This window comes from Mesorhizobium sp. M0621 (assembly GCF_040320745.1).
GTDB lineage: Bacteria > Pseudomonadota > Alphaproteobacteria > Rhizobiales > Rhizobiaceae > Mesorhizobium.
On record NZ_JAMYQF010000024.1, the window covers coordinates 1 to 26,528 of the forward strand.

The following is a 26,528-nucleotide window of genomic DNA, read 5'->3' on the forward strand; positions in this document are numbered from 1 at the left end:
CCCCCCCCCCCCCCCCCGCCGCGCGGCCCCCCCCCCCCGCCGGGGGGGGTCGGGCGCCCCCGCGGGGCGCCCCGCCCCCCCCCCCCCCCCCGCGCGCCCCCCCCCCCCCCCCCCCCCGCGGGGGGCGCCCCCCCCCCCCCCCCCCGCCAGTTTGAAGAGCCCCCAGGATCAATAGATCTTGGAGAACTTCTCGATGTTCGACTTGTCGAACTGGAAGGGCGGAGCCATCGCAGCCGAGTTGGTGTCGTCGAGCGTAACTTTGCCGACGCGGCCGATCGACAGCGTGGCACCAGGCTTGGCCTCTTCCTTCTTCACCGCCAGATCATGGGCGAGGTAGACGGCGGAGTAACCGAGGTCGATCGGGTTCCACAGCGCAACCGCCTGGCTGGCGCCGTTGTCGATGAACTTCTTGAACTCGGACGGCAGCGCCAGACCGGTGACATTGACCTTCCCGATCAGGTTAGCATCGGTGACGACCTGGGCGGCGGCGACGACGCCGACGGTGGTCGGCGCGATAATCGCCTTGAGGTTCGGATAGGACTTCAACAGGCCCTTGGCCTCGTCCGTGCTCTTGGCCGAATCGTCATCGCCATAGACAGTGGCGACGAGTTTGATCTTGGGGAACTTCTCCGGCAGGATTTTCTTAGCCGCATCGATCCAGGCGTTCTGGTTGGTGGCGGTCGAGGAGGCCGACAGGATGGCGACTTCGCCGCCTTCCGGCAGGTAATCGGCGGCGAGCTTGATGATGGTCTCGCCGATCAGGCCGGTGTCGGACGGGTTGAGATGCAGCTGGCGGCCTTCCTTGGCGACGCCCGAATCCCAGGAGATGACGGTGATGCCGCGGTCCATGGCCTTCTTCAGCACCGGCACCAGCGCGTCGGCGTCATTGGCCGAAATGGCGATGGCATTGACCTTCTGGGCGATCAGCGAATTGACCACTTCGATCTGCGCTTCGGCGGTCGCCTTAGTCGGGCCGGTGTAGATGATGTCGACATCGCCGAGTTCCTTGGCCGCCTCTTCGGCACCCTTGTTGGCGGCATCGAAGAAGCCGTTGCCGAGCGATTTCACCACCAGCGCGATCTTGACGTTTTCGGCGTAGGCGGCATTCACGAACATGGCGGCTGAAAAGGCCGCCGTTACCATCAATTTCTTCAAGAAGCTCATCGTATATCCTCCCTTGAGCGTTGCATTCCATCACCGCTGCGGGCGTGAGGGTTTCTCAGGCCTGCAGTGAAGATTCTTCCTTTGCCGACTTGCGGGCGACGATCAGCGTCACGCCGGCGGTCTCTAACATCTTGGCTTCGCGATCCTCGATGCCGTCATCGGTGATGACCGTGGCGATGCGCGACAGGCCGCACAGGATCAGGCTGGAGCGTTTGCGGAATTTCGAGGAATCGACCAGCACCACCAGTTCGTCGGCCTGGTCGATCAGTTTCTGCTCCGCCTGGATCAGCAGCGGGTCGCCTTCCATCAAGCCGAGCGGCCCAAGCCCTTGCGCGCCCATGAACATGCGGCGCGCATAAAAATTGCGCGTCACGTCATTGTCGAAGGGCGACAGGATGATGTTCTGCTCGCGATAAATGGTGCCGCCAGACAGCATCACGGTGTTTTTGGAGTGCTTGAGCAGGTGCTCGGCGATCGGGAACGAATTGGTGAAGATCGGCATGCGGCGGCCGGTGAGGAAATGCACCATCTGGAAGGTGGTGGTGCCGCCATTGATGATGATCGGCTCACCGTCCTTGCACAGCTCGACCGCTTCACTCGCGATTGCCCGCTTCTGCGAGGCGTTGATTGTTTCATTGACGGAAAAGGGCCGGCCGGCCAGCCCAATGAACTGCGGCGGCGAGATTGCTTCAGCGCCGCCACGCACACGGCGCAGGCGCTTCTGGACATGGAGTGCCGCGATGTCACGCCGGATCGTCGCCTCGGAGGACTCCGTCAGGTCGACCATCTCCTGCACCGTCACCACAGGCTTTTCCTGGACGGCGGACAGAATGATTCTGTGGCGCTCTTTTTCGTGCATGGTTCCTCCCTGCCTGAACATCTAGGCACCCAAAACGCGCAGTGTCAATCATTTCCGATCATATAATTTCATTGTGCAGTGCAATATGATCGAACTTGATCGTTTGTGATTGACAAGTCGGCTGCTTCTGTGGAAATTCGGGCCAAATTGGCCGCACCGTTTGCGTGCCTTTCGGGAGGATTGCATATGCTCGACAAGCGCACCGGCGCGCGCCTCGCCAATCTGTGGGACGAGGCCAAGGCTCAAGCGATGAGCGAGCCCGAACGGCTCGTCTATCGCTCCAATGTGCTTGGCTCGGACAAGCGCGTCACCAACTATGGCGGCGGCAACACGTCCTCGAAGATATGGCAAAAAGACCCGCTCACCGGCGAGGACGCCGAAGTGCTTTGGGTCAAGGGCTCGGGCGGCGACAGTGCTTCGATCAAGCTCGATGGCTTTGCCACTCTCTACATGGACAAGCTACGCGCGCTCAAAGGCCTTTATCGCGGCGTTGAGCACGAAGACGAAATGGTCGGCTTCCTGCCGCACTGCACCTTCAACCTCAATCCGCGCGCGGCTTCCATCGACACGCCGCTGCATGCCTTCGTGCCGAAACCCTATGTCGATCACATGCATCCCGATGCCATCATCGCCATTGCCGCCGCCAAGGATTCCAAGGCGCTGACCAAGGAGATCTTCGGCGACGCCATCGGCTGGCTGCCATGGAAGCGTCCGGGCTTCGAACTCGGCCTGTGGCTGGAGAAGTTCTGCCTCGAACATCCCGCCGCCAAGGGCGTCATCCTGGAGAGCCACGGCCTGTTCACCTGGGGCGACACCCCTCGGGAATGCTACGAGACGACGATCTCGGTGATTAACCAGGCGATCGAGTGGTTCGAGCGCCGCTCCGAAGGCGTCGCCATATTCGGCGGTGAGATAGTCAAGTCGCTCGACGCGGCCGAACGTCGTGCCATCGCGGCAAAGCTGATGCCCAGAATCCGCGGCCTGATCTCGGAAAAGAGCCACAAAACGGGTCATTTCGATGATTCCGCCGCCGTGCTCGAATTCGTCAATTCCAGGGATTTGCGGCCGCTGGCGGCGCTCGGCACATCGTGCCCGGACCATTTCCTGCGCACCAAGATCCGTCCGCTGGTCATCGAGTTCGATCCAGCAAAAACCGATGTCGATGCCGTCATTGCCCGCCTCGCCGACGACGTGGCTGCTTATCGCGTCGGCTACCAGGCCTATTACGACAGCTGCAAGCATGCAGACTCGCCCGCTATCCGCGATCCCAATGCCGTCGTCTACCTGATGCCCGGCGTCGGCATGTTCACTTTCGCCGGCGATAAGGCGACGGCGCGCATTTCGGGCGAATTCTACGTCAACGCCATCAATGTCATGCGCGGCGCCTCGACCGTCTCGTCCTATGTCGGCCTGCCCGCGCAGGAAGCCTTCGACATCGAATACTGGCTGCTTGAGGATCTGAAATTGCAGCGTATGCCGAAGCCGAAGTCGCTTGCCGGCCAGATCGCGCTGGTCACCGGCGGCGCCGGCGGCATTGGCCGCGCGACGGCCAACCGGCTGCTGCGCGAAGGCGCCTGCGTCGTGCTGGCCGATATCGACGAAACAGCGCTGGCCAGCGCCAATGACGAGCTGGCCAAGGCCTATGGCAAGGATTTCGTCCGCCCGGTGCTGATCAACGTCACCTCGGAGGAGCAGGTCATTTCGGCCTTCGCCGAGACGGCGGTCGAGTTCGGTGGCATCGACATTCTGGTGTCGAACGCCGGCCTCGCCTCCTCGGCGCCGATCGAGGAGACGACGCTGGCGCTGTGGAACAAGAACATGGACATCCTGTCGACCGGTTATTTTCTGGTCTCGCGGGAAGCGTTCCGGCTGTTTCGAGTGCAGAAAATCGGCGGCAACGTCGTCTTCGTCGCGTCCAAGAATGGCCTTGCCGCCTCGCCCAACGCCGCCGCCTATTGCACCGCAAAGGCCGCCGAGATTCATCTCGCCCGCTGCCTCGCGCTGGAGGGCGCGGAAGCCCAGATCAGGGTCAATGTCGTCAACCCGGACGCGGTGCTGCGCGGCTCGAAGATCTGGACCGGCGAATGGAAGGAACAGCGCGCCGCCGCCTACAAGATGTCGACCGACGATCTGGAGGAGCATTATCGCTCGCGTTCGATGCTGAAGCGTTCGGTCTTCCCGGAAGACATTGCAGAGGCGATCTATTTCTTCGCCTCCGACATGTCGGCCAAGTCGACCGGCAACATCATCAATGTCGACGCGGGCAACGCTCAAAGCTTTACGCGCTGAGCTACGTCGAAGCGCTTCCCTTCTCCCCGTCACTATGGGGAGAAGGTTCCGGCAGGCGGATAAGGGCGGCGCTGACTGAACGCATTTTGGGAGGAACAGCAGTGTCCGAATCCATCATCTCCGCCGACATCGTCGACAAGGACAATGCCGCGCGCAAGGCCCACCTTGAACGCGACTACACCTCGCTCGGCGAGCGCCTTGACCGCCGCGGCATCGCCATCGACTCGATCCTGCGCAAGGTCGAAAAATTCGCCGTGGCGATCCCGTCCTGGGGCGTCGGCACCGGCGGCACCCGCTTTGCCCGTTTCCCCGGCGCCGGCGAGCCGCGCGACATCTTCGACAAGATCGAGGATTGCGCCGTCATCAGACAATTGACGCAGGCGACGCCGACCGTGTCGCTGCACATTCCGTGGGACAAGGCCGATCCGAACCGGCTGAAGCAGGCGGCCTCGCGTTTTGGCCTCGGCTTCGACGCCATGAACTCCAACACCTTCTCGGATGCGAAGGACCAGACGCTCTCCTACAAATTCGGCTCGCTGTCGCATGCCGATGCCGGCACGCGCCGGCAAGCGGTCGAGCACAATCTCGAATGCATCGAGATCGGCAAGACGCTGGGTTCCAAGGCGCTGACGGTGTGGATCGGCGACGGTTCGAATTTTCCCGGTCAGGTGAATTTCGCCAAGGCGTTCGAGCGTTATCTCGACGCCATGAAGGAGATCTATGCCGGGCTGCCCGCCGACTGGAAGCTGTTCAGCGAGCACAAGATGTACGAGCCGGCCTTCTATTCCACCGTTGTGCAGGACTGGGGCACCAACTACATCATCGCTAGGGAACTGGGCGACAAGGCGTTCTGCCTGGTCGACCTCGGCCACCATGCGCCCAACGTCAACATCGAGATGATCGTCTCGCGGCTGATCCAGTTCAAGAAACTTGGCGGCTTCCATTTCAACGATTCGAAGTATGGCGACGACGATCTCGATGCCGGTTCGATCGATCCCTACCGGCTGTTTCTTGTCTTCAACGAACTGGTCGATGCCGAACTCTCCGGCGCCGAGGGTTTTGATCCCGCCCATATGCTTGACCAAAGCCACAACGTCACCGACCCGATCGAAAGCCTGATGCTGTCGGCGGTCGAGGTGCAGCGCGCCTATGCGCAGGCGCTGCTGGTCGACCGCAAGACGCTCGAAGGCTACCAGGACAGCAACGATGCGTTGATGGCGACGCAGACGCTAAAACTGGCCTATCGCACCGATGTCGAGCCGATCCTGGCCATGGCGCGATTGAAGACGGGCGGCGCCATCGACCCGGTCGCCGCCTACCGCGCCGCTGGTTATCGGGCCAAAGTCGCGGCGGAACGGCCGGCGGTCGCCGGCGGTTCGGGCGGCATTGTCTGAGGCGAACTTCCAGCCGATATTGCCCCTCACCGGTTTGCTTCGTGAGGGACCATTTTGTGAATGGACTCGATTGATCCGAGAGGCTCTTCTAGGCGTCCCCCCGCCCGGAGAACCGCCATGCCTCTCAACCGTCGAACCCTGATCGCCGTTAGTCTCTCGATCACTTTCGCCCTGGCGCCGTTGACGAGCGTCTTCGCTGCATCACCGGCGCCGGCCAAGGGCGAGCACGGCATGGTGGTGACTGCCCAGCATCTGGCGTCCGAAGTCGGCATCGAGGTCTTGAAGAAGGGCGGCAATGCCGTCGATGCGGCGGTTGCCGTCGGCTATGCGCTCGCCGTCGTCTACCCCAATGCCGGCAATATCGGTGGCGGCGGCTTCATGACCATCCGCTTCAAGGACGGCAAATCGACCTTTCTCGATTTCCGCGAGCGGGCGCCGCTGGCGGCGACAAAAACCATGTATCTCGATAAGGACGGCAACCCGGTAAAGGGTGCCAGCCTCGACGGCTATCTCGCGGTCGGCGTGCCGGGTTCGGTGGCCGGTCTGGAGATGGCGCGCGAAAAATACGGCAAATTGTCCCGCCAGGATCTGATGGCGCCGGCAATCGGCTATGCCAAGGACGGGTTCATCCTCAATCAGGGCGACGCCGCCTCGTTTGCCGGCAGCGCCGACAGGCTGGCGAAGGACCCCGCCGCCGCCGCCATCTTCCTGAAACCCGGCGGCAAGCCTTACGGCATCGGCGAGCGGCTGGTCCAACCCGACCTCGCGGCGTCGCTCGCCGCCATTTCCGAAAAGGGCCCCGATGCCTTCTATAAAGGGGCCATCGCCGATGCCATCGTCAAGGCGAGTGGCGCCAAGGGCGGCATCCTGGCCAAGCCGGATTTCGAGCAATATGCGGTCCGCGAACTGAAGCCGATAACCTGCACCTATCGCGGCTACGAGATCACCTCTTCGCCGCCGCCGAGTTCCGGCGGCGTCATCATCTGCGAAATCCTGAACGTGCTGGAAGGCTATCCCTTATCCTATCTCGGTGCAGGTTCCGCCGAAACGGTCCACGTCATGGTCGAGGCGATGCGCTACGCCTATGTCGACCGCAATTCAGCGCTCGGCGATCCCGATTTCGTCGACAATCCGGTCTCGAAGCTGCTTGACAAGGGCTATGCCAAGGATATCCGCGAAAAGATCGACCCGTTCCGGGCTGGCGTGTCGCAGGATCTGATGCCCAAGGGGTTTGGCGAGAGCAAGGAGACGACCCATTATTCGATTATCGACAATGACGGCAACGCGGTCGCGGTCACCTACACGCTGAACGGGTCCTTCGGCGCCGGCGTCGTCGCCGACGGCACCGGCATCCTGCTCAACAACGAGATGGACGATTTCACCCAGAAGCCGGGCGTACCCAACCTCTATGGTCTGGTCCAGGGCGAGGCCAATGCCATCCAGCCGAAGAAGACGCCGCTATCGTCGATGAGCCCGACCGTGGTGGCCAAGGATGGCAAGCCGTTCATGGTCATAGGCAGCCCCGGCGGCTCACGCATCATCACCATCACTCTGGAAGCCATCGTCAACGTCATCGACCACGACATGAACATACAGGAGGCGATCGACGCGCCGCGCATCCACCATCAGTGGCTGCCCGATAAGGTCTATGTCGAGCCGTTTGGCCTCTCGCCGGATACCGAAAAGCTGCTGGCCGGCATGGGTTATCACCTCGATCTCGGTGACCAGACCTGGGGCCAGGCGGCGGGCATCCTGGTTGGCGGCAAAAGCCTGGCGGAGATCGAGAAAGGCGGCGGTGCGCGCTATAATGGCGCCATCGACAGCCGCGCGGCCTCTGGCGAGGCGCTCGGATACTAAGCGAAATCCTGAAAGGTCTGGTGCGATCCCTTGGAATTGAGCACCGGCTTAGAAGGCCGGTGCTGGATCTTGTGTGTTCTGGCTCACAAGACCAGTGTGATGGTGGAGGCAATCAGCATCACGGCGGCAATGCCGACGAACAGCGCGTAGATGCGCGGCCGGTCGAGCAGCAGCGCGTTTCCGGATATCCAGGCGGACGTGGCGCCGCCAAGCGCGAAGAGGAAGCCGTTGCGGTGCCCGAAGACCATCGATGCGGCCATCAGCCCGCCAATGATCAGCGCGCCGAACACGATGATCACGGCAACGGCGTATTTCTCGAAATCGTTGCCGCTTCCCATGCTCGGACCGATCGCGTTCAACGTCGGCAGGTCGTCTGGATCGAAGGGGTTCGTCGACCCGTATTCGTCTTGACCGGCAGGCTCTCGCATCATTCGTTCTCCGTATAGCGGCAACAAATCATCAAGCCTTGCCGAGCGCAACCCGATCCGCGTTGCCTTGATGCGTTCGACCGGTCCTTGACGTCTTCAGGCCTCGGCTTGCCGCCGGCTTTTTGATTCGTGCCCTGGCCGTCTTTGGTCTCAGGCAACCCAGGACACGGCTGCCCAAAGGCGAACCGTGGACCCCTCTATCATGGAATGCGTTCGTGGAGGAAAAATGATGCGGGACATGGATTGGCCTTCGCGGCAGCGATTTTCGGCGGGGATGAAGTTGCACAGGGCCGTGACGAGCCGAATCGCTTGACCGCCAGTGCGGATGGAGAACAGGGTCGCGTCCAATCGCGGCCTTGGACGCGTCGCATCGCCACGGGTTCATGCGACGCGCTTCAGACGGCTGTTCGATGCGTGCCGGATCACCGCCAGTCGAGGCGGGCGGGCCATGCATCAGAACTTCATGCTGAGGCTGCCCTTGATGACGCGGCCTTCGCCATAGATGCAGCTGAGGTCGGGATTGCTGCCGGCCTCATAGCAAGTCGAGTAGTAGGTCTTGTCGAACAGGTTGGAGACATTGAGCGCCGCCTGCCAGCCATTCTTCTTGTAGCGCAGTGCCGCGTCGACAAGCGCGTGGCCGGGCACGCCGACCGTGTTCGCATTGTCGCCGAAGCTGGCGCCGATGTAGCGCACGCCGGCGCCGACGCTCAGGCCTTCGAGCACGCCGCTGCCAACCTCGTAATTGGCCCATAGCGATGCCTGGTGTTCCGGTACCCTGGCCGGGCGGTTGCCGATGATGTCGGCGGCATCGCTGGTTATCTCCGCGTCGAGATAGGTATAGGCCGCAATCATGCTGAGGCCGAAAGCCAGATCGGCATTGGCCTCGATCTCGAAGCCACGATGGCGGACTTCTCCGGTCTGCACCTGGTAGACGGGATTGGCTGCTGCCGTCGGCACGTTGGTCTTGCGCAGGTCGAACAGCGAAGCGGTGATGAAGCCGGGAAAGAAGGTTGGCTCGTATTTCACGCCGACTTCGTACTGCTTCCCCAGCGAAGGCAGCAGCGCGTCTCCCGACTGGGTTGGGCCGATATTGGTGGTGAAGGATTCGGCATAGCTGGCGTAGGGCGTCAGGCCATTATCGAAGAGATAGCCGATGCCGACATTGCCGGTGAAGGCGTGGTCGTTCTGGTCGTAGCTGCCCGTGCCAATCCGGTCGAGATTGGTGTTGTCGATCCAGGCCTGCCGCCCGCCGAGGGTCAGGACCCAGTGGTCGGCGATCTTGGCCTGGTTTTGTGCATAGAGACCGACCTGGCCGATCGTTTGCTTGCGATCTGTAATAATTAGGCTCGGTGCCGTGACCGGGATCGAGTAGTCCGGGTTCTGGGTGTCCAGCGGTGGACCCTCACCGTAGCCATTCCGCCCGTCGACCGACTGTCTGCTGTAATCGAGACCGAACAACAGCTTGTTTTCGACCACGCTGAAGTCAGCCTCGTATTCGGCCTGGTTGTCGACGTTGAACAGCGTTGCCGTCTCATCCACGGTGAACAGGGTGCGCGACATCGTATGGTCGTCGATCATGTCCGGGCCACCAAGCCATTCGCCATAATAGAGCTGCCGGTAGTCGGTGTCCTGCTGCGAGTAGCGCAGGTTTTGCCGCACCGTCCAATGGTTGTCGAACTCATGGCTGAACTGGTAGCCGATCGAACCATGGTTGGCATCGAAGCGGTCGAAATCGGGCGAGCCGGTGAAGAAACTACGCGGCAGATTGCCATACTGCGCCGGCAGGAACTGAATCGGGGTCAGCCTGTCCCACTGGTAGTTGGCCAGGATGGTCAGGGAGGTCTGCGCATCCGGCTGCCATTTCAGCGCTGGCGCGACGAAAATGCGGTCGTTGCGGGAATAGTCGGTTTCGAGCTCACCGTTGCGAACCAGACCGGTCAGCCGGTAGGACCACACGCCGGCATCGTCGATCGGGCCGCCGATATCCAACCCTGCCTCGACCGTGTTGAAGCTGCCATAGCTGAGGAAGCCGTCATAGATCGGCTTGTCCGTCGGCTGCTTGGTGACGGCATTGACCATGCCGCCAGCCTCGTTCTCGCCGTAGAGCACCGAGGACGGTCCCTTCAGCACCTCGATTCGCTCCAGCCCGTAGGGCTCGATCTTGAAGCCGGAGAAGTCGACCACCTTCTGCGGCAGCCCATCGCGATAGATCGCCGACGTGCAGAGGTCAAACCCACGGATAAGGCATTGGTCGAAGCGATCGTCGATGCCCCATGGCGAAATGGTAACGCCGGCAAGATAGGACAAGGCGTCCTCAAGCTGCCCTGGCTGGCGGTCGTCGAGCTGCTTGCGGGTCACCACCGAAATCGACCGCGGAATTTCCTTCAGCGGTGTGTCGGTCTTCGAGCCGGTGGTGGTATTCTTGGCGATGTAGCCGTCATCCGGGCCAATGGAGCTGTCGGCCTGTCCCTCGACATTGATCGGGTTGAGTTCGGTCGTGGCATCCTGCGCAAGGGCCTGGGTGCAAAGCAGGGTCGAGAGCGATGCGACCACCAGGCCCTGGACCCGCCGATGCGCCGCACGATTTGCACTCAACTCCATCTCAATGCCCTCACTGCTCGCAATACGCGCAGGGTCGTACCGGCCCTGCGCCAATTTCAAATTGTTGACTCATTTAATCATCTTCAATGTTGACTATTAAAGTCATGTTTCATAGTCAACCGGCCATCGGCTGTCGGCAGCCGGATTTTTGAACCGCGTCGTGTTGGAGAAAAACCGTGCCCGAGATCCACGCCCAGCCGGCTTTCCGCACAGGCGCCGCGCGGTGATGGCGGCCCTTGAATCCGACAGGGCTGAACGTCTCCGCGGCCGGATCACCCGGCGCGGCGCGCTAGGACTTTTCGTTCTGCCCTTTACCGGAATTGCATCGCCCTCTGCCGCTGCGAAGCCGCTGCGCATCGTCTGCCTGGATGACGGGCTGGCCGAGACCTTGCTCATGCTCGGCGTCAGCCCGGTCGCCATTGCCGGCCGCGACATCTGGGAGAAATGGGTGGTCGAGCCGCCGCTGCCGCCTGAAATCGCCGATGTCGGCACGCTGCTCGAGCCCAATCTCGAATTGCTGCAACAGCTCAGGCCCGACATCATCTTGTCCATGCCGTATCTCGACGGCATCAAGCCGCTGCTCGAACGCGTGGCGCCGGTGACGACGATCGGGCTCTATACCGAAGCCGGGCAGCCCTATCAGCGCGCCCTTGAGGCAACCCGCCAGCTCGCCGGGCTTGTCGGCAAGGAAAGCGAAGGTGAGGCGCTGATCGCGGCGACAGGCGCTTATTTTTCAGAGGTCCGCCAGCAACTGGCGCCGCTTTCGGCGCGGCCGATCTATGTCGTCAGCTTCATGGATCCGCGCAATGTGCGCGTCTACGGCAAGAAAAGTCTGTTTCAGGAGGTGTTCGACCGCATCGGGCTCAGCAACGCCTGGACGGCCGAGACCAATTATTGGGGATTTTCGACCGTTGGCATCGACGGGCTGGCGACGGCGACTGACGCGCGCCTCGCCTATCTCGAACCCTTGCCCGAGGGCGCCGGCGGCACGCTGACCGAAAGTCCGGTCTGGAACGCCATGCCTTTCGTGCGCAATCGCTCGATCATGCGCCTGCCCGCCGTCCATATGTTCGGCGCGCTTCCGTCCGCCACCCGTTTTGCTCGGGTCCTGGCGTCGGCAATGACCGCGGAAGCTGCCCATGGTTGACGGTGCTGCGACCATCGCTCAAGAGGGAAAGCCTGCGTCGGCCAGCCGGGCCTTGCCAGGGGGCTTTCTCGGCAACCAGCCGATAGGCGCGATCCTGCTTTGCGCGATGCTGCTCGCGGCGGCGGCGGCGGCAACCGTCTCAAACCTCAATGTGCAGCTGCCATCAGCGCTCTGGCTCCAATCGCTCGCCGCCCCCGACATCGCCGACATGCGGCAGGTGCTCGTCCACTACGCCTTCCTGCCCAGGCTTGCCGTTAGCCTTCTGTGTGGCGCGGCGCTCGGGCTTGCCGGAACCGTCCTGCAACAGGTTCTGCGCAACCCGCTCGCCTCGCCCGAAACGGTCGGTGTCTCGGCCGGCGCCTATCTGGTGCTGGCACTGGCGACGCTTCTGTCACCGTCCCTGCTTGCGTTCGGCCGTGAATGGATAGCGCTTGCGGGCGCCTTCACGGCCCTTGCCGCCGTCTTCGCTCTGTCCTGGCACAAGGACCTGTCGCCGCTTTCGGTCGTTCTGGCGGGGCTTGTGATCAGCCTTTATGCCGGCGCCATCGGTGCCGCTCTCATTGTGCTGCGGCATGAATGGCTGGCCAGCCTGTTCATCTGGGGCGCCGGTTCGCTCGGCCAGCAGGACTGGTCGACGACGCTGTGGCTGTTGCCACGCATCGGCACTGCTGCGCTGGCGATCTTCCTCATGGTGCGGCCACTGACCTTGCTTGGCCTCGACGATGAAGGTGCGCGCAGTCTGGGCGTGCCGCTCGGCGCCTATCGCTTCGCCGGACTGGCGGCGGCCGTCGCGCTGATCGCCTTTGTCGTTGCCGCTGTCGGCGTCATAGGTTTCGTCGGCCTGGCCGCAGCGACGCTTGCGCGCATCGGCGGTGCTCGCCGACTGGGCCAGCAACTGGTGATGGCGCCGCTCATCGGCGGGGCACTGCTGTGGGCCGCCGACCAGGCCGTACAGATCGCCACCGGACCGCAAGGCGACCTGCTGCCGACCGGAGCGATCACCGCACTTCTCGGCGCGCCGCTGCTTCTCTGGCTGCTGCCGCGGCTTGCGCTTGGGTTGGAAACCCCGGCCTTGACGGCCGCGCGCCTGCCTCGCGCAAACCGGCCCGGCTTCCTGCTGGCGGCGATCGGCTTGGCTCTGCTTTTGCTGCTCGGCCTGGCCTTGCTCTACGGGCCGAGCCCGCATGGCTGGACCTTCGCCTTCGGCGACGAGCTGCGGCCCCTGCTGTCGTGGCGGTGGCCCCGCGTGCTTGCAGCGCTGAGTGCCGGCGCCATGCTGGCGCTCGCCGGGCTGATGATGCAGCGGCTGACCGGCAATCCGATGGCCAGCCCCGAGGTGCTGGGCATCAGCGCCGGTGCCGCGCTTGGCTTGATGGTGGCGCTGTTCGCGCTCTCCGAGACCGGACGCCCGGTTCAGACGGCGGCGGCCACAATCGGCGCCTTCGCCGCTCTTCTGGTGACGCTGGCGATCGGCCGCCGAGCCGCCTATGCGCCGGAGCGGCTGCTACTCGCCGGCGTCGCCCTGACGGCTTTGTTCGACGCGCTGATCCTGGTGCTCACCGCCACCGGCGATCCTCGCGCCATGCTGCTGCTCAACTGGCTCACTGGTTCGACCTATGGTGTCGATGTCGATGCAGCACTGCTGACGGGCGGCATTGCCGTCTGTCTCTTCGCGTTCGCGCCTCTCTTCATACGCTGGCTCGACATCCTGCCGCTCGGCTCCGCCGCCGTTCAAGGCCTTGGCATCAACCTGAAGAGGACGCGGCTTCTCGTGCTGCTGATGGTCGCAGCGCTCACCGCCGCCTCGACACTGATCGTCGGCCCGCTGACCTTCATCGGCCTGATGGCGCCGCATCTTGGCCGTCGCCTTGGCCTTTCCCGTGCCCTGCCGCAGGCTATTGGCGCGGTACTCGCCGGCGCGCTTATCATGGTCGCCGCCGACTGGATCGGCCGCACCGCCATCTTCCCGCACCAGATTCCCGCCGGCCTCGTCGCAACGCTGATCGGCGGCCCGGTGCTGATGTGGCTGCTGCGCCGCCGCTGACCTTTTTGCCCCTGTGGAGATATCCATGTCGAAGTCGATGCCAGCCCTGATCGCCGACACGACGGTCCACGACTTTGTCCCGGCACGTGGTGGTGATCCCTGGCGGATATTCCTGCATGTGCCGTCTGGGCCAGTACCCGAGGCTGGCTGGCCTGTGCTCTACATGACCGACGGCAACGCCGTCATCGGCACAGCGGTCGACGCCATGCGCGCGCAGGCCTTCTATCCCACGGGCACCAATGTCGGCTGGGGCGTCATCGTCGCCATAGGCTATCCCCTCGAGGGAGCCTATGACCCGCTGCGCCGCTCATGGGATCTCGGCCCACCGCCGGGCAAGACCTATCCGCCCTTCTACGAGGGCACCCCCGAAGTCCGGACTGGTGGGGCAGGGGAATTCCTTGCCTTCATCGAGGACGAACTGAAGCCATGGGTCGCCAGTCGGGTCACGGTCGATACAAGCCGCCAGGCGCTCTACGGCCATTCCTTCGGTGGCCTGTTTGCGCTCTACGCCCTGTTCACCCGGCCTTCTGCCTTCCAGACCTGGATCGCGGCGAGCCCCGCCATCTATTGGGAAGACCGTGCCATCGACCGCTTTCTCGAAGCCTTCGAGGCCAACGTTCCCGCAGGCCTGACGGCGACCGTGATCCTGTCGGCAGGCGAATACGAGACGGATAAGCTGGCGCCGTTCCAGATCGGTGCCGAGGACGAGGAAAAGCGCCTGCAGCAGAAGAAGGTGACACGCACCGACGAATTCGCGCGAGCAATGGCTGAGCGTCTTGATGCTTTCCCGGGCGTGCGCGCGAGCTTCGAACTGCATGCCGGCGAAAACCACATGTCGATCCTGCCGGTAACGGTCAACCGTGCGGTGCAGGCGGCGTTTGCGATGAGGGTGAAGGATGCCGCCCTTTGCTGAACGCTGCGGCAAAGTGGTTGGCGCCTCGCGCCGTCATTCCTGTGAAGGGGAGGCGCTCAATCGACGGTAGGAGACGCCGCCGAAGCTTGCCGTCACAAAATCCGTGACGGACATCTTGCGCTTGCCTCCATCGCTGCAGGCGTAAACCGGCCAACCGGCATCGCTGCATTCGCTGGCAGCGCAGATGCGCGCCAGGCAGTTCCCGATAGTCAGCCGGAAGCCGCCCTTGCCGGCGAAGCCTTGCAACAGGCTGCCATCCGCCGAACGCCATGTCCGCGCACGAAATTCCGCCCGCAAAAGCAGTGGTTCGAGAGGGACCGCAAGGTTGGTTTCGCCGGCACGCCCTGCGAGCTGCAGACGAAAGCGCGCCATTGCGGTCGTGTATGCGGTCACAAGATCCGCTTGGCGAAAATAGGCGATCGCCAGGCTGGAGCGGTCAAGCAGATGAGACATCCACTCGCCTGCCTCTACCGGCCTCGTCAAGGCAACAAAGGCAAGAAAGGCGAAGCAAGCTCGTGACATTTTCCAGCAGCCATATCGATCTCGGCGTGCCGGTTTGCCCCCCGGTTGCCCTCCTATAACATCCCGCTAATCGGCGCCCGGCGCAAGCCGCTTGCTGAGGCAGTCCAGAAGGCCGCCGAGCAAAGGCGCCCGGAGCCGAAGACGGTGATCCGCATCGATGAACTTGTGCGGGCGATGGGCGAGGTGGAGGCGGCGTTTGCGGCCAGGATGAAGACCTTCACCAGCCAGGGTTCCTTAGCCGATGCGAGCCGGCGGCAGCTCGAACAGGGTGGCGCCGTTCTCCTGGCCGCGCTCGACATAGCCGATGACGCCAAACCATCTTGCGACATCCGGCCCCTGGAGCCAGCTGCGCGAGTGGATGGGGAGGTTGCCGGCGAGTGCCTGGATGTGCCTGATATGCCGTTTGCAGAAGCGAACGGTCGCGGCGCGGAAGAAATCCTCCTGTGCGGCAAACAGCGTATCGGCGGCATCGCTGTTCTCATGCCAGGCGATGATCGCCACGGCCTTGTCGCCCTCGACAAGCGCGTGAGCACGGCCTTCTTTCAAATTCATCATCAGATTGTCGTAGGCGATCTTGCGGTCCTTGCCAGCCGCGACGTATTCATCCGACATCCGCTTGGACAGACCGCGAAAGACATCCTCCAGATCCCCAAGCGTTGCTGCGCGTGCTCTCATTTCTCCTCCTAGCGCCCCGACAGGCAGTTTGCCCTAAGGTTGCGGGATCACCAAGCAAATCGAATCCGCCAGCGGCCCGATGGGAGCAAAGTCGTTTCGCCCTAGCGTTGCGACTGCTCCGCCGGTCAGAGATGGCAGTTCGAATTCCGCAGGCGGGGAAGATGCAGGACCGCGTACCCCATCTTCCAATCCTTCTGAACAAACAAAAACCCGGCGGTTGCCCGCCGGGTTTTCAATTTCGCCGAAGCGAAATTTATTAGAACGAGCGCTGGAAGCGGAGGAGACCGCCGACGCTGCTCTTCTTGTCGGCATTGGTCCAGTTGGAGAAGTCGGCGTCGTCGAACTTGCCTGCATTGAGGTAGTCGACTTCGGCCGTGATCGTCATGCCGGGAACGATGTCGTAGGCGATGTTCGCGGCGACGCCGAGGTTCTTCCAATCGTCATACGAGATCTGGGCGTTGAACGAGGTCTTCTCGTTGAACTTGTAGGTGCCACCGCCCCACACTGCCCAGTTGCCGCCCCACTGCTTGTAGAAGCCGCGACCGCCAGCCGGAATGGCATAGGTCGGGTCGTCAAGGTTGTCGTCGGTGCCGTAGCCGCCCATGACCCACAGCTGTATGGCGTCATTGACGTTCACGTCCAAGCGAACCTTGCCGGCGACTTCTTCGTAGTTGCTGTCATAGGCAATGACGCCGGTGATGGCGCCCCAGCCCTGCGTGTACTTCACGCCGCCGACGACATGCGGAACGTAGCTGTCGATGGTGCCAACGACACCCGCGCCTTCTTCGAGCGAAAGGACGGCCGAGAAGCCGTTGCCAGCGTCGAAGTAGTACTGGACGACGTTGGTGTCGAAATCGCCGTAGGGAACGAGCGTATCCTGGATGACGTTGCCGGCGTAGCCGATGAACGTATCGAAGGCCGATTCGTCCTTACCGACGCGGAGACCACCGAGCTGGATCCAGGCGAAGTTCAGCGAGGTGCCCTTGTTGCCGGCAGTATTGCCAATGGGAAAGCCGTCGTCGTCGAAGGCGCCGTAGCCGTTGCGGTTGCCGAAGTTCCAGCGGGTCTCGGTGTAGGTCTTCAAGGTGCCGAGTTCGGTTTCCTGGCCGGTCCAGGTCTTCAGCGTGAAGCGGGCGTTCTTGTACCAGGTGTCGTTTTCGGAACCGTCTTCGTGATCGAAGCTGCGAGCGCCGTCGAACGAGCCGACATCGCCGCCGCCAATGTCATAGCGGACATAGCCGCCGATGCGCAGGCAGGTTTCGGTGCCGGGGATGTAGAAGTAGCCAGCGCCGTAGACGTCGCAAATCTTGACGTATTCAGCGGGTTCCGGCTCGGCGACGACGACGGCGTCGGCGGCGCGCGCACCGGAAACTGCGATCAGGGCCGCAGCGGAGCCGAGGAGAAGGCTCTTAATGTTCATTTTCTGACCTCCAGTCAAAAGTTAAAAAACGGGTCTGGGTATTCTTTGCTGAAGGACAGCGTTCCCTGCCCCATCCCCACTACCGAAAAAGATGCGCACCGCGCCGCTTCCTCGAAACCGACATTACCCATGAGGCGGCGGCGTTCAACCACGATCGTACCGGCGAAAGGGCTATTCGGCTGCTATGCCCAGCCTGTGTTGCAGAAACGTCACGATTTGGCCTCACTTAGAAAGCTCTCGTTAACCGTCAGGCCCGTCGCAACCCCTTGTTTGCCGCCGAATCCGGCGATCGGTCGACGGAATCGTGGCCAAGCCCCGAGTCGCTAGCCAGGAAACTGCCGCAGAACCGCCGCATCCATGGAAAGCCGCGGTTCGGTGCGTTCTTATTTTTCCAGATAATGACGCGCGCTTGTTGATTGTGCCGGCGCTTTCTTCATCCAGCGGCGCAACGGAGAGGTGGTCGAAGGCGCTCCCCTGCTAAGGGAGTAGGGGTCAAAAGCCTCTCTGGGTTCGAATCCCCGCTCTCTCCGCCACTTCTGCCTGCTTGAAGACGGGCTTCCCAAAAATTACCTCATTAAAACAGGCTGATAGCTGAATATCCCGCTGCCATCGCCGCGCGATTCGGCGCCAAAATGCTCCGGAAACACCGCTGTTTTGTTCGATTCTGACTGGAGGTCAGAAAATGAACATTAAGAGCCTTCTCCTCGGCTCCGCTGCGGCCCTGATCGCAGTTTCCGGTGCGCGCGCCGCCGACGCCGTCGTCGTCGCCGAGCCGGAACCCGCTGAATACGTCAAGATTTGCGACGTCTACGGCGCTGGCTACTTCTACATCCCTGGCACCGAGACCTGCCTGCGCATCGGCGGCTATGTCCGCTACACCATCGGTGTGGGTGACATCAACGGCGTCCAGAACGTTCCGGACCACATGGGTGACGGCGAGCACGACACCTACTACAAGCAAGCCCGCTTCACGCTGAGGACCTGGACCGGCCAGGAAACCGAACTCGGCACCTTGAAGACCTACACCGAGACCCGCTTCAATTTCGCCAACAGCAGCGGCGACTACGCGCTTGGCGGCACTGGCTGGCAGGCTGGCAACACAGCCGTCGCGCTGAACTTCGCCTGGATCCAGCTTGGTGGCCTGCGCGTCGGTAAGGATGAAACGGCGTTCCAGACCTTCATCGGTTACGCCGGTAACGTCATCGACGACGATATCGTTGCTGACGGTCCGTACGATACCAATGTCGTCCAGTACTACTTCGACGCTGGCAACGGCTTCTCGGCCGTGGTCTCGCTCGAAGAAGGCGAGGGCGATGACACAATCGACAGCTACGTTCCGCATGTCGTCGGCGGCGTGAAGTACACGCAGGGCTGGGGCGCGATCACCGGCGTCGTTGCTTATGACAGCAACTACGAAGAAGTTTCCGGCAAGGTCCGCTTGGACGTGACCGCGTCTGACGCTCTGTCGCTGTTCATCATGGCCGGTTACGGCACTGGCGACGACAATGTCTTCAGCGGCGGTCATGACTTCTACAAGAAGTGGGACGGCAGTTGGGCGGTCTGGGGCGGCGGCTCCTACAAGTTCAACGAGAAGACCTCGTTCAATGCTCAGCTTGCGTATGATGAGGGCAAGAAATTCGCGCTGGCTGCCAACATTGCCTACGACATCGTTCCCGGCCTCACGGTCACGGCCGAAGTTGATTACGTCAACCTTGGCGACAGCGAATTCCACGCCAGCGATGACGGCTTCGGCGGTCTCCTCCGCTTCCAGCGCTCGTTCTAAGGGCTGGTTCCTTACAGGTGAAATCCAGCCCGGGCGCTTCAACGCCCGGGCTGTTTTTGTCTCGTGACTGGGTTTGGGCAGACAGAAGGAAAAGGGGGAATCGGTAGCTGAAAAAGTCTGAAGGGTGATTTCGTGGGATCCTCCCCAGGGTGGATGAAATCGACCGTCCGACTTAAAACTCTTGAAAGGACGTCTCCGAGCGGCTAGGGCTGGACCTATCCACTGGGGGGGCGTGGCTCACAATGACGAACGAAGCGATTCAAGAGGGATATCCCTCTGACCATTTTGCGGTGTTTTCTTCTCAGAATTCGAAGTTTAACTACACATACAACAAGATTCGAGAAGTAAAATCGTATAGGGTTGGAGAGCTATTTTTAGCGTACCGGGACATATTATGGGATGATGGGCGGCATAAATACAATGTCAGCTCTTTCATCGGCGAGATAGATGAGCTTCTCCTTGGGGAGCGATTCAGCGCCTTTGACCAGAGTACCCTGGACAATCTTATCGGCACCTTGCGCCAGCGCGGCAACAGCAACGCAACCATCAATCGAAAGATGGCTGCCCTCAGCAAACTGCTGCGCAAGGCTCATAAGATGGGAGATATCCACAGCCTGCCCGAGTTCCGCCGCCAGAAGGAGCGGGCGGGGCGGATTCGTTTCCTCGAAAGGGACGAAGAGGCACGGCTGTTCACGGCCATCAAGAGCCGCAGCGAGGACGCTTACAGGCTTTCCGTGTTCCTGGTCGATAGCGGCTGCCGTCTCGGAGAGGCGCTTGGGCTGATCTGGAACGACATGCAGGAGCATCGCGTCAGTTTCTGGATCACCAAATCCGGTCGCAGCCGGACGATTCCGATGACCGAGCGGGTCAAGGAGGTCATCAAGCTGCCACCCGCCGAAGGCCGTCGACCCAAAGGCCCATTCACCAAACTCAGCCAGGCCCAGTTCCGTGCCATCTGGAATGATGCGAAGGCCGAGGTCGGCCTTGGCGCCGACGACCAGGTGGTGCCGCACATCTTGCGCCACACCTGCGCCTCGCGTCTTGTCCAGGGCGGCATCGACATCCGGCGCGTGCAGATGTGGCTCGGTCATCAGACGCTGTCGATGACCATGCGCTACGCGCATCTGGCCACCAACGATCTCGACGGCTGCGTAGTCGTGCTGGAAACACCTCGATGCTCTGGGGCGGACAGCCCTTCTTCATCGGCGAGAACGCAGGAAACAAGGAGCGAGGCGCCCGTAGGTAAAGCACTCAAGCCCGCCAAAAGTGCCAAGTCTTGACGGAGCTTTCCAATCTGACGCCATTCTAGTGCATGTCGCCCAAAAGTGTGCTCGGTTTGGGAGAACGACATGCATGAAAACAAGGACCTGAAGCGGGTCGCCTGAATCCGTTCAGACACGATGCGCTCTAGCCGAGCCAAGGATTGCTCTCCGGCGTAATAGAGCCGCCCATCTCGTTCCAGCCAGCCATCATCGACAGGCAGTTGGGCAGCATTGAATCGCGTGCTCCTCCCGACGAACGCTTAGTACGGTCCACCCTTGGGTGCCGCGCCGCGCCGCTCGAGCGCGGTCTTGCGGATGATTTCCGCGATTTCCGGGCTGCTGCTGCACAGCATCTGGAAATCCGCCGAGTGCAGCGACAGGAGTGAGACCGCCGTTGCGGCGCTGACGGTCGCCGAGCGCGGTTCGCCGCTGATCAGCGCCATCTCGCCGAAGAAGGCGCCAGGGCCAAGCTCCACCGGGTTCGGCGTCGCGACGCTGACGCGCCCCTCCACGACGAAGAACATCTGATCACCGGTCTCGCCATTGCGGCAGATCACGGCGCCCGCCGGCATGACGCGAGGCCTTAACGCGCGCACGATCTCGACCAGCACGGCCGGACCGAGCTTCTGAAACAACGGCACAGCGGCGACCAATTGCCAATTGCGAACGAAATCCTCGCGACGGACTTCTTGATAAAAGCCGGTGGCAAGAATGCCAGCCCAGAGTGCGAAGATGCCGATGCCACTCATCATGACCGCTCCGGCCAGGATGCGGCCGGCGAAGCTTTGCGGAATGGCGTCGCCATAGCCGGTGGTGGACAGCGTGACCACCGCCCACCACATTGCCTGGGGGATGCTGCCGAACTTTTCCGGTTGGACGTCGCGCTCGATGACATAGGCCGCAAGCGCGACGCCGAACAGAACGACGCCGAAGAGCGTCGTAACGCCGATCAGGTTGCGCGCTTCGTTGGTCAGAATCCTGCCCAGCAGCGGGAAGAAAGTCGAGTCTCGCAGCGGTTTCAGCAGCCAGACAGCACAGTAGAGGCTCCTATCGGGCATGCCGACGAGCAGAAATGCGGCGAGCGGAACCAAAACCGCGAGCACATCAATTGCGATTGCCGGCGTCCTGTCCCGAACCTCTCCCGCCCGGCGCTTGAGCAGCGTCTCGGCCAGTTGCAGGAGATAGACGCCCCAGATGACCGCGAGGACCGCAACCAGAGCCAGTCTGCCTCGTCCGGACATGTCCGGTGTCGTGAGCGTAGCCACCGCCACAAGCCCAGTCGCAGCCAGCAGCGCGTTGAGCGGCGCGTAAATTCTTACGAAAGGCAGTGACATTCTACGCCCACGAGCAGCTGCTACCCTCCCAAGCTAATATGCCTTCAAGGCAAGTGCAAAGGTGCTTGCAGTCGCCGCGATGCGCATCACCAACGGTGAACTCAGATATCCCGGGTTGCTTCGTGACCGGACGTGAACAGACAAGCCACAACCGGCGAGAATGACACAGTCCGAACATTGTAATAGCTTCCGATTCCGACGGAAAACTGAAATATCGGAACGTCGCTTCACTCGAGCCCGATCCATACGACGCCGTCCTGCTTTCGGCAGGGATATACGACCAACTTTGCGCGATTTTTCGAAATGTCACCCAAATGGCGAGCGCATTGTCACCCACCTAAGCGACATCGGTATATGGCCACCGCTTGGACGCTTCGATGAAGGGCAAAGTCGATGAGTTCGCGGATTGCGGGGCGATCTGCGGTTTTCTGCTAATACAAATTGAAAATTGCGCCGTCATGTTTCACAACAGGTCGGTACAGCCAGGGGGTTCCGAAGCCTGCGGGTTTGTCACGGTCCTCAAGGCGAGAATTCGAAAAGACGTTCAACAATGACCCAGCACGCAGAAAATGCTCGAATTCTCATGTACAGCCACGACACGTTCGGGCTCGGCCACTTGCAGCGCTGCCGGACGATCGCGCATTCGCTGGTCGAGGATTTCCGGGGACTTCAGGTGCTTATCATTTCGGGTGCGCCTATCGCGGGCGCCTTCGACTACCGCGCCCGTGTCGACTTCGTGAAGATCCCCAGCGTCATCAAATTGCGCAACGGCGAGTACACCTCGCTGGAAAAGGATATCGACCTGCATGAGACGCTAAGGATGCGCCAGTCGATCATCCGCCACACAGCCGAGACCTTTCGGCCGGATATCTTCATCGTCGACAAGGAACCGCTCGGCCTGCGCGGTGAGATTGAGGACACGCTGTCGTACCTCAAGACGCGGGGAACCACGCTGGTGCTTGGCCTGCGCGAGGTGATGGATGCGCCGCATCTGCTCGAAGCAGAGTGGGCACGCAGGGATGTGATGCGCAAGATAGGCCTGTTCTACGACAAGATCTGGGCCTATGGTCCGCCGGATTTCTACGATCCGTTGACCGGCTTGGATGTGCCGCCAGTTGTCAGGGCAAAGATGAGATTCGTCGGTTTCCTGCAACGGAGCCTGCAACGGAACGAGTTGCCCGGCCACCGGCCCGAGGGCGATTATATCCTCGTTACCACCGGTGGCGGAGGCGACGGCGCCGAACTGATCCACGACGTCATCGATGCCTATCAGCAGGATCCGCAATTGCAACACAGGGCGCTGATCGTCCTTGGACCTTACATGCCGGCGCGCAAGCGCAACAAGCTGATCAAGAAGGGATCCAAGATCCCGTACATCAAGATCATCGAGTTCGACAACCGCATGGAAGACCTGATTGCCGGCGCCAAGGCGGTTGTGGCGATGGGCGGTTACAACACCTATTGCGAGATACTATCTTTCGACAAGCCGGCGCTGATCGTGCCGCGCGTCGAGCCCCGCGAGGAACAACTGATCCGCGCTCGGCGCGCAGCCGAACTCGGCCTCATCGAGATGTTTTTGCCGGAAGAAGCCAAGGACTCCCAGCGGTTTGCCGATGCGCTGGTGGCACTGCCGGACTGGCCCCGCCCGTCACAGAGCAATCCGCATCTGACGCTGGAAGGGCTGCCTCATATTTCCGAAATCGTCGCGGAACTGCTCGACCGGCGGCCCGGCCATCGCCTGTCGGTCATTGAAGGAATGAACTGACTTGCGACATCGCAAGATTGTCGTGGTTCTGAAGGGCTATCCGCGCGTCTCGGAAACCTTTATCGCGCAGGAACTGCTCGGTCTGGAGCGTGCGGGGTTCGAGCTGATACTCGTCGCGCTCAGGCGGCCGACCGACGCAAAACGCCACCCCGTGCATGACGAGATCAAAGCGACCGTCCACTATCTGCCGGAATATCTGCATGAAGAGCCGCTTCGCGTGCTTCGCTCGCTGTTTGCTTGTTTGCTGCGGCCGGGCTTCTGGCGCGCGCTCGGATCGCTGGCTGCCGATATCCCCCGCGACTTTACCCGCAATCGCGTGCGCCGTTTCGGGCAAGCGCTCGTGCTGGCGGCCGAATGGCCGAAAGACGCGGGATGGTTGCATGCACATTTCGCGCACACGCCGGCATCGGTGACGCGCTATGCCAGCCAGCTTCTTGGCCTGCCCTGGAGCTGCTCAGCCCACGCCAAGGACATCTGGACTTCGGCGGACTGGGATTTGGCTGGCAAGCTTTCCTCGGCGCGCTGGACGGTCACTTGCACGAAGACCGGCTTCGACCGTCTGAAGGAACTCGCTAACGGCAACTCGTCTGTGCATCTGAGCTACCATGGGCTCGACCTCGATCGTTTCGGCAGTTTTGGCGAGGCGCGAAAGCATCATGACGGCTCGGTGCTGGACGAACCGGTTATCCTTCTGAGTGTCGGGCGCGCCGTTGAAAAGAAAGGCTACGATACCTTGCTGGAGGCTCTTGCCCTCTTGCCTGGCGATTTGGCGTGGCGTTTCGAGCATATCGGCGGGGGCGAGGAACTGGAACGGCTCAAGGTATTGGCGCAAAAGCTAGGACTGAGTGGTCGCGTCTCTTGGAAAGGCGCGCTTGCGCAGGAGGAGGTGCTTGAGCACTACCGCTGCGCCGACATCTTCGCCCTAGCCTGCAGGATCACAGCTAATGGCGACCGGGACGGTCTGCCGAATGTTCTGATGGAGGCGGCTAGCCAGCGGCTTGCCTGCGTGTCGACCAATATTTCGGGCGTGCCGGAGTTTTTATCGCCGGATGAAACCGGGCTGCTGGTTCCGACGGAAGACCCACTTGCCTTGGCACAGGCGCTGGAGCGCCTGATCCGTGATCCCGTGCTGCGCGCCCGACTCGGCGAGGCCGCAGAGCGGCGCGTGCGCGGCAGTTTCGATCATCTGGCAAGCATTGGACAGCTCAAGGAACTGTTCGAGCGCGAGTGGCGGGCCGCCGATTGAACCGGCTGCGCGCCTTCCTTTATGTCCAGCATCTGCTTGGTATCGGCCATCTCGCGCGCTCTAGCCGCGTCGCGGCGGCTCTGGTCGATGACGGGTTTGACGTAACCGTTGTGACCGGCGGAGCGCCGGTCGCGGGGTTTCCGGGACTCGGCGTAAAATCTGTAACCTTGCCACCTGTCACCTCCGGTGATGAAGGGTTTTCCGGACTTGTCGATTTGCAGGGCAAACCCATCGATGATGATTTCAGGAAGCGGCGTTCGGAGATGCTGCTGCAGGCATTCCGGGATTGCAGGCCGGATATCGTCATTATCGAGGCGTTTCCATTCGGACGTCGGCAGATGCGTTTCGAACTCTTGCCGCTGCTCGAGGCCATCGACGCGACGTCCCCCAGACCGCTGCTGGCGACGTCCGTGCGTGATATCCTTCAGGAGCGCGTCAAGCCCCGCCGAAACGAGGAAACGGTCGACCTCATCAACCGGCATTTCGACCTTGTTATGGTCCATGGCGACCCGGCTTTCGCAACCATCGACAAGACATTTCCACTGGCTGGGGCGATCAGGGCCGAAGTCACCTATACAGGGCTCGTTGCCGCGCCGCCGTCGCCCCTGGGCTCCGAGCGCTTCGACGTTCTGGTGTCGGTTGGCGGCGGGGCTGCCGGAAAGAGCCTTGTCGGCTCCGCCATCGCAGCGGCGCGGAACACCAACAACCGTTGGAAATGGTGTCTGATCACCGGCCCAAACCTGCCGAAAGACGAGTTTGACGCGATCGCAGGCGATGCCACGCCGGGCCTGTCCATCTTCCGGTTCCGCGAGGATTTCGCCAGCCTGCTGACCGGCGCCCGCCTGTCAGTGTCGCAGGCGGGTTACAACACGGTCTGCGATGTCCTGCGCGCGGGTTGTCGCTCCCTGCTCGTCCCATTTGCAGCCGGCGGGGAAACCGAACAAAACGTTCGCGCCCTGATGCTCGAAGAACTCGGTCTTGCAACGGTGCTGATGGAAAAGGACCTAACGCCTGAAGGTTTGACGCAAGCGATTGAACAGGCGCTTGTGGCGCCGACGCCATCCGCGCATCGTCTCGATCTAGAGGGCGCGCGTCACTCGGCGCAAATCCTGCGCGAGCGCTATCGAACATGGTCCCCAAAAAGATCCTAGTCTAGACCGCTCCAATCAGCATGAAGCGCGTATAATTTTTTGTCGGCAATTCGCCGGAGAACCGCACCTCCCGTAGCGCCGCCATTGCTTCGAAGGCTGCCAGTGAAGCCACGCAGTTGATGTGCGTCGGCTCGCTGAAATAGTCGTTCGATTGCAGCAGTACATTCGTGCCCCGTGGAAGCAGAGCAAGCCAGGCGCGCAGATCGGCTATGTGTTCGCAGCTCGTATTGACCGTCAGGTCGGGCCGCCCGGCCGCATAGTCGAGCGCGTACATATCTGCCGTCAGCGCGCGGAACCGGTCGCCGGCTTCCCGGTTGAGGGTCCCGGCAACCGGCGCGACTTCGGGATCGATGTCGATGCTGTCGACCGCCGCGATGTCGAAGCGAGCGTCGTTGAAAAGCATTGCGGGCAATACGCCGTACCATCCACCCAGAACCCATATGCGCCCGAACCGGCCGCCGCAGCTTTCGAACAGCCTATCGAGCGCCCACATCTTGCAGGCGACCTGCTTGTGGTTGAAGGCGTTGGCGATATCGGCCTTCGGATGCTTGCTGATGACGCGCGCCAGCCCGGCAACGAGAGGGTCGTTGACATAGGCAGCAATTCCCCGCGTGAGGTCCAGTGTTTGTTCGTGCCAGTCCATGCCGGCATTGCGTGGTTGCGTGACATCCATC

20 protein-coding genes and 1 tRNA gene are annotated in these 26,528 nt (G+C 61.9%); 12 read left to right on the forward strand and 9 right to left on the reverse strand.

Annotated features, from left to right (window positions below; translation table 11 throughout):
* Positions 1–168: 168 nt before the first annotated feature.
* Together rhaS and NKI38_RS17910 are read right to left on the reverse strand one after the other, a co-directional pair.
* Positions 169–1,164, reverse strand: a complete 996-nt coding sequence (rhaS, locus tag NKI38_RS17905) for a rhamnose ABC transporter substrate-binding protein (RefSeq protein WP_352659551.1) — start codon at positions 1,162–1,164, stop codon at positions 169–171.
* Positions 1,165–1,219: 55 nt separating this feature from the next.
* Positions 1,220–2,023 carry a DeoR/GlpR family DNA-binding transcription regulator gene (locus NKI38_RS17910; protein WP_352601277.1) on the reverse strand — a complete coding sequence of 268 codons (804 nt, stop codon included), beginning with the start codon at positions 2,021–2,023 and terminating at the stop codon, positions 1,220–1,222.
* A gap of 186 nt (positions 2,024–2,209) precedes the next feature.
* Between NKI38_RS17910 and NKI38_RS17915 the strand changes: the two genes are divergently transcribed.
* The 3 genes from NKI38_RS17915 to ggt all read left to right on the forward strand — a co-directional run bounded on the left by NKI38_RS17915 (position 2,210) and on the right by ggt (position 7,563).
* Positions 2,210–4,312 carry a bifunctional rhamnulose-1-phosphate aldolase/short-chain dehydrogenase gene (locus tag NKI38_RS17915; RefSeq protein ID WP_352659552.1) on the forward strand — a complete coding sequence of 701 codons (2,103 nt, stop codon included), beginning with the start codon at positions 2,210–2,212 and terminating at the stop codon, positions 4,310–4,312.
* 101 nt (positions 4,313–4,413) lie between these two features.
* Positions 4,414–5,706, forward strand: coding sequence for an L-rhamnose catabolism isomerase (rhaI, locus tag NKI38_RS17920; RefSeq protein WP_352659553.1), 1,293 nt, complete (start codon positions 4,414–4,416; stop codon positions 5,704–5,706).
* Between the two features lie 117 nt (positions 5,707–5,823).
* Positions 5,824–7,563, forward strand: coding sequence for a gamma-glutamyltransferase (ggt, locus tag NKI38_RS17925; protein ID WP_352659554.1), 1,740 nt, complete (start codon positions 5,824–5,826; stop codon positions 7,561–7,563).
* An 83-nt stretch (positions 7,564–7,646) separates the two neighbouring features.
* Here ggt and NKI38_RS17930 read toward each other — a convergent pair whose 3' ends face one another.
* Together NKI38_RS17930 and NKI38_RS17935 are read right to left on the reverse strand one after the other, a co-directional pair.
* Positions 7,647–7,994, reverse strand: coding sequence for a hypothetical protein (locus NKI38_RS17930; protein WP_352630043.1), 348 nt, complete (start codon positions 7,992–7,994; stop codon positions 7,647–7,649).
* Between the two features lie 450 nt (positions 7,995–8,444).
* Positions 8,445–10,586, reverse strand: a complete 2,142-nt coding sequence (locus NKI38_RS17935) for a TonB-dependent siderophore receptor (protein ID WP_352659555.1) — start codon at positions 10,584–10,586, stop codon at positions 8,445–8,447.
* A 232-nt stretch (positions 10,587–10,818) separates the two neighbouring features.
* Between NKI38_RS17935 and NKI38_RS17940 the strand changes: the two genes are divergently transcribed.
* The 3 genes from NKI38_RS17940 to NKI38_RS17950 are packed head-to-tail and all read left to right on the forward strand — an operon-like array spanning position 10,819 to position 14,696.
* Complete coding sequence (locus NKI38_RS17940) at positions 10,819–11,739, forward strand: ABC transporter substrate-binding protein (protein ID WP_352659556.1); 921 nt, start codon at positions 10,819–10,821, stop codon at positions 11,737–11,739.
* Positions 11,732–13,783: a Fe(3+)-hydroxamate ABC transporter permease FhuB gene (fhuB, locus tag NKI38_RS17945; RefSeq protein WP_352659557.1), complete on the forward strand. Its 2,052-nt coding sequence runs from the start codon at positions 11,732–11,734 to the stop codon at positions 13,781–13,783. Before NKI38_RS17940 ends, fhuB begins: the two co-directional genes overlap by 8 nt.
* Before the next feature lie 25 nt (positions 13,784–13,808).
* On the forward strand, positions 13,809–14,696 hold the full coding sequence (locus NKI38_RS17950) for an alpha/beta hydrolase (protein WP_352659558.1): 888 nt from the start codon (positions 13,809–13,811) through the stop codon (positions 14,694–14,696).
* 33 nt (positions 14,697–14,729) lie between these two features.
* On the opposite strand, the gene NKI38_RS17955 is transcribed toward NKI38_RS17950, so the two are convergent.
* The 3 genes from NKI38_RS17955 to NKI38_RS17965 all read right to left on the reverse strand — a co-directional run bounded on the left by NKI38_RS17955 (position 14,730) and on the right by NKI38_RS17965 (position 17,313).
* Positions 14,730–15,149, reverse strand: a complete 420-nt coding sequence (locus NKI38_RS17955) for a hypothetical protein (protein WP_352630035.1) — start codon at positions 15,147–15,149, stop codon at positions 14,730–14,732.
* Between the two features lie 303 nt (positions 15,150–15,452).
* A complete protein-coding gene (locus NKI38_RS17960) occupies positions 15,453–15,893 on the reverse strand; it encodes a hypothetical protein (protein WP_352659559.1) in 441 nt (146 codons plus the stop codon).
* 256 nt (positions 15,894–16,149) lie between these two features.
* Entirely contained in the window at positions 16,150–17,313 is a 1,164-nt protein-coding gene (locus NKI38_RS17965; protein ID WP_352659560.1) for a porin, read from the reverse strand.
* Between the two features lie 450 nt (positions 17,314–17,763).
* Here NKI38_RS17965 and NKI38_RS17970 point away from each other — a divergent pair.
* The 3 genes from NKI38_RS17970 (at position 17,764) to NKI38_RS17980 (ending at position 20,376) form a co-directional block, all read left to right on the forward strand.
* Positions 17,764–17,846, forward strand: a tRNA-Ser gene (locus NKI38_RS17970).
* Positions 17,847–17,995: 149 nt separating this feature from the next.
* Entirely contained in the window at positions 17,996–19,096 is a 1,101-nt protein-coding gene (locus NKI38_RS17975) for a porin (RefSeq protein ID WP_352659561.1), read from the forward strand.
* A gap of 242 nt (positions 19,097–19,338) precedes the next feature.
* A complete protein-coding gene (locus NKI38_RS17980; protein WP_352659562.1) occupies positions 19,339–20,376 on the forward strand; it encodes a tyrosine-type recombinase/integrase in 1,038 nt (345 codons plus the stop codon).
* Between the two features lie 242 nt (positions 20,377–20,618).
* On the opposite strand, the gene NKI38_RS17985 is transcribed toward NKI38_RS17980, so the two are convergent.
* On the reverse strand, positions 20,619–21,692 hold the full coding sequence (locus NKI38_RS17985; protein ID WP_352659563.1) for a cyclic nucleotide-gated potassium channel: 1,074 nt from the start codon (positions 21,690–21,692) through the stop codon (positions 20,619–20,621).
* A 550-nt stretch (positions 21,693–22,242) separates the two neighbouring features.
* Here NKI38_RS17985 and NKI38_RS17990 point away from each other — a divergent pair.
* The 3 genes from NKI38_RS17990 to NKI38_RS18000 are packed head-to-tail and all read left to right on the forward strand — an operon-like array spanning position 22,243 to position 25,854.
* On the forward strand, positions 22,243–23,457 hold the full coding sequence (locus NKI38_RS17990; protein ID WP_031261200.1) for a glycosyltransferase family protein: 1,215 nt from the start codon (positions 22,243–22,245) through the stop codon (positions 23,455–23,457).
* Between the two features lies 1 nt (position 23,458).
* Complete coding sequence (locus NKI38_RS17995) at positions 23,459–24,703, forward strand: glycosyltransferase family 4 protein (protein ID WP_352659564.1); 1,245 nt, start codon at positions 23,459–23,461, stop codon at positions 24,701–24,703.
* A complete protein-coding gene (locus NKI38_RS18000; RefSeq protein WP_352659565.1) occupies positions 24,700–25,854 on the forward strand; it encodes a glycosyltransferase family protein in 1,155 nt (384 codons plus the stop codon). Before NKI38_RS17995 ends, NKI38_RS18000 begins: the two co-directional genes overlap by 4 nt.
* Position 25,855: 1 nt before the next feature.
* On the opposite strand, the gene NKI38_RS18005 is transcribed toward NKI38_RS18000, so the two are convergent.
* Positions 25,856–26,527 carry a class I SAM-dependent methyltransferase gene (locus tag NKI38_RS18005; RefSeq protein ID WP_352659601.1) on the reverse strand — a complete coding sequence of 224 codons (672 nt, stop codon included), beginning with the start codon at positions 26,525–26,527 and terminating at the stop codon, positions 25,856–25,858.
* Position 26,528 lies beyond the last annotated feature (1 nt).

Excerpts from the sequence above, each read along its gene's own strand:
- rhaS (WP_352659551.1), bottom strand. The coding sequence starts at position 1,164 with ATGAGCTTCTTGAAGAAATTGATGGTAACGGCGGCCTTTTCAGCCGCC.
- NKI38_RS17910 (WP_352601277.1), bottom strand. The coding sequence starts at position 2,023 with ATGCACGAAAAAGAGCGCCACAGAATCATTCTGTCCGCCGTCCAGGAA.
- NKI38_RS17915 (WP_352659552.1), top strand. The coding sequence starts at position 2,210 with ATGCTCGACAAGCGCACCGGCGCGCGCCTCGCCAATCTGTGGGACGAG.
- ggt (WP_352659554.1), top strand. The coding sequence starts at position 5,824 with ATGCCTCTCAACCGTCGAACCCTGATCGCCGTTAGTCTCTCGATCACT.
- NKI38_RS17930 (WP_352630043.1), bottom strand. The coding sequence starts at position 7,994 with ATGATGCGAGAGCCTGCCGGTCAAGACGAATACGGGTCGACGAACCCC.
- NKI38_RS17940 (WP_352659556.1), top strand. The coding sequence starts at position 10,819 with ATGGCGGCCCTTGAATCCGACAGGGCTGAACGTCTCCGCGGCCGGATC.
- fhuB (WP_352659557.1), top strand. The coding sequence starts at position 11,732 with ATGGTTGACGGTGCTGCGACCATCGCTCAAGAGGGAAAGCCTGCGTCG.
- NKI38_RS17950 (WP_352659558.1), top strand. The coding sequence starts at position 13,809 with ATGTCGAAGTCGATGCCAGCCCTGATCGCCGACACGACGGTCCACGAC.
- NKI38_RS17955 (WP_352630035.1), bottom strand. The coding sequence starts at position 15,149 with ATGTCTCATCTGCTTGACCGCTCCAGCCTGGCGATCGCCTATTTTCGC.
- NKI38_RS17960 (WP_352659559.1), bottom strand. The coding sequence starts at position 15,893 with ATGAGAGCACGCGCAGCAACGCTTGGGGATCTGGAGGATGTCTTTCGC.
- NKI38_RS17965 (WP_352659560.1), bottom strand. The coding sequence starts at position 17,313 with ATGAACATTAAGAGCCTTCTCCTCGGCTCCGCTGCGGCCCTGATCGCA.
- NKI38_RS17975 (WP_352659561.1), top strand. The coding sequence starts at position 17,996 with ATGAACATTAAGAGCCTTCTCCTCGGCTCCGCTGCGGCCCTGATCGCA.
- NKI38_RS17980 (WP_352659562.1), top strand. The coding sequence starts at position 19,339 with ATGACGAACGAAGCGATTCAAGAGGGATATCCCTCTGACCATTTTGCG.
- NKI38_RS17985 (WP_352659563.1), bottom strand. The coding sequence starts at position 21,692 with ATGTCACTGCCTTTCGTAAGAATTTACGCGCCGCTCAACGCGCTGCTG.
- NKI38_RS17990 (WP_031261200.1), top strand. The coding sequence starts at position 22,243 with ATGACCCAGCACGCAGAAAATGCTCGAATTCTCATGTACAGCCACGAC.
- NKI38_RS18005 (WP_352659601.1), bottom strand. The coding sequence starts at position 26,527 with ATGGATGTCACGCAACCACGCAATGCCGGCATGGACTGGCACGAACAA.